The organism is Lysinibacillus sp. GW247-5R2A (genome assembly GCF_059424475.1).
The window spans coordinates 216529-223814 of sequence record NZ_JBWKZL010000009.1 but is presented as its reverse complement, the minus strand read 5'-3'; the positions used below and the strand labels follow the sequence as shown (position 1 = coordinate 223814).

Below are 7286 nucleotides of genomic sequence, written 5' to 3'. Positions count from 1 at the left end.
GAGCCAGGATCAAACTCTCCATAAAAGAAATTTGATTAGCTCAAATTGTTTTGCTGGCATCAATTTTGATGTCCAAATTTAGTTTCATTCACTAGCTAGGCTAGTTACTTAAAACTTTATTGATTACGTTTTGCTTGTTCAGTTTTCAAGGTTCATTATTATCTCAGTCGTTTTCAGCGACTTCATTATGATAACTCGTTTATAACAAGAAGTCAACAACTTTTTTATTTTTTATTTTCAAAGTGTTTCGTCTTGTTAAGGACAAGTAATAACATATAATATAGCATTTTAAAAATCAAGCATTTTTTAAAAAAAAGTTAAAAATCTTTTTTTATATTAATAACAAACAATAGAGCGCTCCCTTCTAAAACAACAAATAGCAGTACTAATATGGTTCAGCCATTGTCAAAAAAACAAGTAAACAAAGTATGGCCAAATAAATTAGATACTAACACTATTAAGAAAAACCAACCCCATCCCTTATAAGGTCCACTTGATCTTCTTTACATTATAGATCAAATAAATGATGGTACTATCAACATCATCAGTCATTATCCAACGCTCATCGCATACGTATACTCCGTCCTATTATATAATAAGATGGAGCAAGTGAGTGCATCCCATTTTTCTCAACACTCATTCTGACGAAACTTCAAATGAACATGTTGATTGAACGAATCTTCTATCGTTATCTTCAATCTGGATTTTGGAATATCTATATATAGAAAGCATACGTCCAATGTTATCCTAAGTGCTTCTCGCATGCCCTGTATCCTATATAAATTTAGAGTTGTACTCTTTCCAATTAATTTGAGTAATTTAACAATGCATGTTATAATTTTTCATGAAGATGGATATAAAAAAAGGACCACTTGGTGTGTCACCACCAAATGGTCATGTAACAGACGAATCGCTTCAAAGGCGATTTGCATAATGAAGGAGTAAACCACTCACATGCTTGGAGGGCAGGGGCGGTTTACTTTTTTTTCTGAGAAAAAGTAAATGACAGAACAATTACCGAAACAATCAATCCACTAAAACTGATCATTAAGGACATTGCCTCGTAAGTTGTCATTAGCAACACCTCCTTCCCCTCCAGAAACCTGAAGAACGGGTGAAGAATGTATGCTTACCGCCCATGAAACCTCTATCTAGTTACCCCTTTATTATACCATTTTATGTGAATGAAATATAGTTTTTGGAAATTTAATTAGGATATAAATCTGGTCATAACCTCTCGTCAATTCTTGTTACAAGCTCGCCGTTTGCTTCATCTCCCCTTTACATTTTTAGCATGATCTAGGCCTGGAGCCTCAATTAGGGTTCCGAATCCGCTCAGCATTCTTTATTGAAAATGCGAATAAAAACTTTCCTTATCATTAATCTTTTATTTCTCCCTATTAGTAGAGAAGAGCTCTAGTCTCATTCCCTACTATCAATAACACTTTGTCCATTCCACTAAAAACAGCGTCGCCATCATCAAATTAGAAAAGAGCATACGGGTAAATACTATGCTATTCGCTTACATAGATGCTTGTTTTACATAAATAACCGACCTAGAGCCAAAGTGATATTAATTATGAAAGGGATGTATAGATGAATTTTAGATCCCTATAAAATAAAACACATATATTTCCTTACTTCCATGTTGTACAATACAAAAAAGTAATACACATATAATAATGACTGGTTGCATATCTCTTAGCAATGCGAAATATCTATGGAGGGTCGTGTATGGGAACATTATTGGAAAATATGATTACATATGAAGTTGGCATAAAATTAGTTTTAGCAGCCACATTAAGTTTAGTCATCGGAATTGAAAGGGAATTAAAGAAGAAACCAGTTGGATTAAAGACAAGTTTGGTCATAGCAACATTCAGCTGTTTGCTAACCATTATTTCCATTGAAACAGCTTACTCCACCCCTTCTAGAGAAGATATAAATATTACAATGGATCCCCTTCGCTTAGCAGCCCAAATTGTCAGTGGGATTGGATTTTTAGGAGCAGGTGTCATTTTAAGACGTGGCAATGATAGCATCTCTGGTTTAACGACTGCAGCCATGATATGGGGAGCTGCCGGCATCGGAATCGCTGTAGGCGCTGGTTTTTATATGGATGCAACGTTAGCTGTCATTATCATCGTTTTCGGAATTGAAATTCTCTCACCTTTCCTAATGAAAATTGGACCAAAACGTATTCGCATGAGAGAGATTTTACTAAAGGTTCAAATTGATGATGACAAGCATACGGAATCCTTTCTATTATTCCTTAAGAACAACAATATCATCATCGAAAACATCCGTATTAAAGATGTACCTTTAAAAAATGATAATGTTTTACATGAGTTGGATTTACGTTTGTCCTTAATTGTTTCTGATAATTTACTGTCGTTTTACCGTTCATTAAGAACATTATCATATATTGAAAAAATCGAAATGGAAATTTTAAACTAGTTGGAGGATTTTTATGGCAGAATTATTTAAACTACTAAAGGATGGTAATAAACCTTCCCTGATGGCAGCTTGTGTCAATACCTTTTTAGGTATTATTAAAGGCATTGCCTTTTTCTTAACAGGTAATGTGGCTATGTTCGCAGAAATGATGCATTCACTTGGAGATGCAGCTAACCAATTGTTCGTGTATATAGGCTCCGCTCTATCGAAAAAAGCACCTACAAAGAAATTCCCTAGTGGCTTCGGTCGTATTGTCAATTTGGTATGCTTATTTGCAGTTATTATTGTAGCAATTCTTTCCTATGAAACAATCAAAGAAGGATGGCATCATTTTATCCACCCTACTGGTGAATCAAGTGGGGTACTCATCGCACTTGGAGTTTTATTTATAGGTATTGTTTTAGAGGGTACAGTACTTGCTAAAGCAGCAGTAGAAGTATTACATGAAGCTGGGCAGGAAAAAGCAGGTATGACATCCATCCCAAAAGCCTTCAATTATTTAAACCGTGCCAAGCCTGCGACTAAATTAGTATTTATGGAAGATTTAGTCGCTACAAGCGGAAATATTTTAGCCTTTATTGCTATTGTTATCGCTCATTTTACAGGTTGGACTAGAATAGAAGGTCTTGTTTCCATGATTATTGGGGCCATGATGTTTTATGTTGTTGGTAAAGTATTCTTAGACAATGCTCGGGGTGTAATCGGTGAGACGGATGAAGAAATGTTAAATCATATCGCCCATCTTGTGATGGATGATCCAAATATTAAAGATATTGTACGTCTTGAAGTCATTAAAGAAGGGGAATTTTTACATGTTGAGTTAGTGGCAGAAGCTGACCCTAAACTATCCTTAGCTTTTTTAGATGATGTTCGGGATCATTTGACAGAAGTTATTTTAAGTCAGAAAGGTGTATCGAAGGTCGCCATTTTATTTGATGAAGATGACGGAAAAGCTACCTGGATACATCTTGGCGACAAACCTAATCACGAATTATAGAAGCTAATAAGCCAACTGCCTTGTTTTGAACTGCCCAGTAAAAGTTAGATTGTTGTCTAACTTTTTGGGTCAGTTCAGTTTCAGGCAGTTGGCTTTTGTTAAACTGATATTAATTGTTCTCGATCAAAATTTGTTTCCCTTAGATTATCAGGGATGGACTCGTAGCTTACAAAGACTTGATTGGTTATCATAAATGTTAGGAATTGATTACTAACAACTGTCTTTTTAGTACCATTTTGTTGAATGACTATTTCTGAAAACGTTAAAGTAGCTTGTCGATTGGCTAAAGCATACTCTTGGGCATTTAGAATATCTCTACCATCCACATGACAGCCTAAAACAAAATGACCAGCAAAAGAATCTTTTAATACGTTAGGATGCATGGATCGGTAATGTACTTCAGAAATTGAATCTTCACGATTCATGAATTGATGGGCTACCAAATAATGCTTTAAAGCACCTTTTAAATCAATTGCGATAACTGTATCTGCTAATATTGTTAGAAAATAAACCGGAACAATTTCAGCATCTCCTAAATATGGTTTTACCTCTATCACAATTTCCCCAGAAGGACGGACAAATAAATGTCCACTTGCCTTATTTACACCATTCGAAAAAGTAATGTTCGTTTGCCCAAAACGTAAACTCTTAAAGAAAATACTTTGATCAACCATGTAACCCGTAACAATGTTATCATTTTCAATTTGTATCGATTTTGTTTCAAGCCCCAAAACTTCTACACAATTTTGTATTTTATAAACATGCTGCTGAAATGGTATCTCTTTACAACTTAATGTAACCACACGATCCTTAAGCAATTGCTTCAACATTCGATCCCTCTCCTCTTTGTTTAAGTCATTATTTTAATAAAGGTGGCTAAACAGTTTCTGAACAACTCTACATGAATGGAGCTATTGCGATAAATACCATCATTGTCTAACAATCACAAAGTCTAATATCTATTAAAATATCCAATTTAAGTTAAATATTTCGATTAAAACCATGACTTTTTTCACTTCTTTTAATAAAATTAACCATTACACCCCTTTGATTATCTAACTATTTCATTATATTGTAGGTCTTAAGAAACTTCTACGACAAAATTCAACAAGATTCGTTAATTTTTCTTAACCTTCAATAAAAAAGTGTGAGGCTAACTACATAGCCTCACACGCAATCATTATTTTAAAGGGAATTTTGTAAGATAGTACGTACATCTTTTTCTTGTAACTGATGGAAGTTTCCAAATGGACCATTTTGCATTGCATGCTCTACAATCTGCTGGAATTTCGAATCATCAATATTATAATCGGCTAAACGATTTGGTGCCCCTAATGATGACCAAAATGCTGATAAGCGATCGATCCCTTCATAAGCAACCTCTTCTACCGTTTTGTCTGTTACATCCACCCCGAATACTCGTGTTGCTATACCCGCAAAGCGCTCAGGATTCACTGATACACTTAAACGCATCCAATGAGGCTGAAGAATAGCTAAACCACCTGCATGTGGAATATCATATACTGCCGATACAGCATGCTCAATATTATGAGATGCCCAATCCCCACGAGATCCGATTGATAAGAATCCATTTAATCCAATTGTCCCTGCTAATAGAATTGTTTCACGTAACTTTGTATTCTCTAGATCCTCTAATAATTGAGGTGCTGTCGTAATAACCGTACGTAATACACCTTCACACATTTCATCAGTGATTGGTGTATTCGTTGTATTATGGAAATACTGTTCGAATACATGTGACATCATATCAACGATTCCATAAACCGTATGATTTTTAGGTACAGACACCGTATACGCAGGATTTAAGATTGAGAATTTCGGGAATGCAGCAGGGCTACCCCAGCCTAATTTTTCTTCTGTAGCAGCATTAGTAATAACTGACCCAGAGTTCATTTCAGAGCCTGTAGCGGCCAAGGTTAAGACAGTTCCTAATGGTAAAGCTTGTTCTACAAATACCTTGCGTTTAACGATCTCCCAAGCATCCCCATCATATTTTGCACCAGCAACAATTAGTTTGGAGCAATCAATAACAGAACCGCCACCAACTGCAAGAACTAAGTCAATTCCCTCTGTTTTACAAATTTCAATACCACGTCTAGCTGTTTCCACACGCGGATTAGGTTCTACACCGCTTAATTCAAAAATTGTTTTATCTGCTTGCTGTAATTTGTCAATAACAGCGTCGTAGACACCATTCGTCTTAATGCTACCGCCACCATATACAACCAATACTTTTTTTCCATACTGCTCTAATTCCTTCGGTAACTTTTCCAGTGCATCTTCACCAAAATGAAGTTTCACTGGGTTAAAAAATGTAAATGAATCCATTTAATTCGCCCCTTTCTAGTTGGATTTTCTCATATTTCTGTTCAAGAAAGCAAAGATAAACGTTCGGCATAACTGTTTAATTAGATTCCGTTTGGACGATTAATTAAGGGGTTTTATAAGGGGAATGCATTCAAACATTTCTTCAAATTTGTAAAGAGACGAAAAAAAACGAGTCCTCCCATTAAAATAGGAGAAACTCGTTGTAAATTGAACTTATTCTTAAACCCATCCGCGGAAGCGTGAAGCTTCTGCAGTGCGGCGAACACCAACCATATAAGCTGCTAAGCGCATGTTAATGTTACGTGTTGTAGCTGTTGTATAAACATTATCAAATGCTTCAACCATTTTTTTGTATAGACGTTCTTCAACTTCTTCTTCTGTCCAATAATAACCTTGGTTATTTTGTACCCATTCAAAGTAAGAAACTGTAACTCCACCAGCAGATGCTAATACGTCTGGTACAAGTAAAATGCCACGTTCTGTCAAAATTTTAGTTGCTTCAGCAGTTGTTGGACCATTTGCTGCTTCTACTACGATATTAGCTTTAATATTGTGTGCATTGTCAGCAGTAATTTGGTTCTCAATCGCAGCGGGTACTAAAATATCACAATCAAGTTCTAATAATTCTTTATTTGAAATCGTGTTTTCAAATAATGTTGTTACAGTACCAAAGCTATCACGACGATCTAATAAGTAGTCGATATCTAAACCTTCTGGATCATGAAGTGCACCATAAGCATCCGAAATACCGATTACCTTTGCACCTAAATCATGCATAAATTTCGCAAGGAAGCTACCTGCGTTACCAAATCCTTGAATAACAATGCGCGCGCCTTTAATATCAATACCGCGTTTTTTCGCTGCTTCTTCGATTACAATTGTAACACCTTGTGCAGTCGCACGGTCGCGACCTTGTGAACCACCAAGAACTAGTGGCTTACCTGTGATAAAGCCTGGAGAGTTGAATTCATCCATACGGCTATATTCATCCATCATCCATGCCATAATTTGTGCATTTGTAAATACGTCTGGCGCAGGAATATCTTTTGTTGGCCCTACGATTTGACTTACAGCACGTACATAACCACGGCTTAAGCGCTCGATTTCGCCCATAGACATTTGACGAGGATCACAGATGACACCGCCTTTACCACCACCATATGGTAGATCGACAATACCACATTTCAATGTCATCCACATTGAAAGCGCTTTAACTTCCTCCTCAGACACTTGTGGGTGGAAACGAACCCCACCTTTAGTTGGTCCTACAGCATCGTTATGTTGTGCACGGTAACCAGTAAATACTTTTGTTGTACCATCATCCATTTTCACTGGGATACGTACTTGTAGCATGCGAAGCGGTTCCTTTAGTAATTCATACATTGCTTCATCATAGCCAAGTTTGTTTAGAGCATCTTGAATGACATCTTGTGTTGATGTGAAAAGATTTAAGTTTTCAGACATTATTAAATCGCCTCTTTGT

At 36.2% G+C, this 7286-nt stretch carries 6 protein-coding genes; 2 read left to right on the top strand and 4 right to left on the bottom strand.

Going from position 1 to position 7286, the window contains the following annotated elements:
• Positions 1–976 precede the first annotated feature (976 nt).
• Positions 977–1075 carry a putative holin-like toxin gene (locus tag AC07YC_RS15440; RefSeq protein WP_220273102.1) on the bottom strand — a complete coding sequence of 33 codons (99 nt, stop codon included), beginning with the start codon at positions 1073–1075 and terminating at the stop codon, positions 977–979.
• Between the two features lie 659 nt (positions 1076–1734).
• Between AC07YC_RS15440 and AC07YC_RS15435 the strand changes: the two genes are divergently transcribed.
• Together AC07YC_RS15435 and AC07YC_RS15430 are read left to right on the top strand one after the other, a co-directional pair.
• A complete protein-coding gene (locus AC07YC_RS15435) occupies positions 1735–2457 on the top strand; it encodes an MgtC/SapB family protein (RefSeq protein ID WP_008178169.1) in 723 nt (240 codons plus the stop codon).
• Between the two features lie 13 nt (positions 2458–2470).
• Positions 2471–3454 carry a cation diffusion facilitator family transporter gene (locus AC07YC_RS15430; RefSeq protein ID WP_336637356.1) on the top strand — a complete coding sequence of 328 codons (984 nt, stop codon included), beginning with the start codon at positions 2471–2473 and terminating at the stop codon, positions 3452–3454.
• 98 nt (positions 3455–3552) lie between these two features.
• Here the strand turns inward: AC07YC_RS15430 and AC07YC_RS15425 are convergent, their stop codons facing one another.
• The 3 genes from AC07YC_RS15425 to AC07YC_RS15415 all read right to left on the bottom strand — a co-directional run bounded on the left by AC07YC_RS15425 (position 3553) and on the right by AC07YC_RS15415 (position 7267).
• The gene (locus AC07YC_RS15425; RefSeq protein WP_494919834.1) at positions 3553–4284 is read right to left on the bottom strand and encodes a hypothetical protein; all 732 of its coding nucleotides are present in this window, start codon (positions 4282–4284) and stop codon (positions 3553–3555) included.
• A 355-nt stretch (positions 4285–4639) separates the two neighbouring features.
• Entirely contained in the window at positions 4640–5803 is a 1164-nt protein-coding gene (locus AC07YC_RS15420) for an iron-containing alcohol dehydrogenase (protein ID WP_494919833.1), read from the bottom strand.
• 219 nt (positions 5804–6022) lie between these two features.
• Positions 6023–7267: a Glu/Leu/Phe/Val family dehydrogenase gene (locus AC07YC_RS15415; RefSeq protein WP_008178162.1), complete on the bottom strand. Its 1245-nt coding sequence runs from the start codon at positions 7265–7267 to the stop codon at positions 6023–6025.
• Positions 7268–7286: the final 19 nt, after the last annotated feature.

What these genes read in the sequence shown, in the direction of transcription:
- AC07YC_RS15415 (WP_008178162.1), bottom strand. Translation starts at nt 7,267, where the DNA reads ATGTCTGAAAACTTAAATCTTTTCACATCAACACAAGATGTCATTCAA.
- AC07YC_RS15440 (WP_220273102.1), bottom strand. Translation starts at nt 1,075, where the DNA reads ATGACAACTTACGAGGCAATGTCCTTAATGATCAGTTTTAGTGGATTG.
- AC07YC_RS15435 (WP_008178169.1), top strand. Translation starts at nt 1,735, where the DNA reads ATGGGAACATTATTGGAAAATATGATTACATATGAAGTTGGCATAAAA.
- AC07YC_RS15420 (WP_494919833.1), bottom strand. Translation starts at nt 5,803, where the DNA reads ATGGATTCATTTACATTTTTTAACCCAGTGAAACTTCATTTTGGTGAA.
- AC07YC_RS15430 (WP_336637356.1), top strand. Translation starts at nt 2,471, where the DNA reads ATGGCAGAATTATTTAAACTACTAAAGGATGGTAATAAACCTTCCCTG.
- AC07YC_RS15425 (WP_494919834.1), bottom strand. Translation starts at nt 4,284, where the DNA reads ATGTTGAAGCAATTGCTTAAGGATCGTGTGGTTACATTAAGTTGTAAA.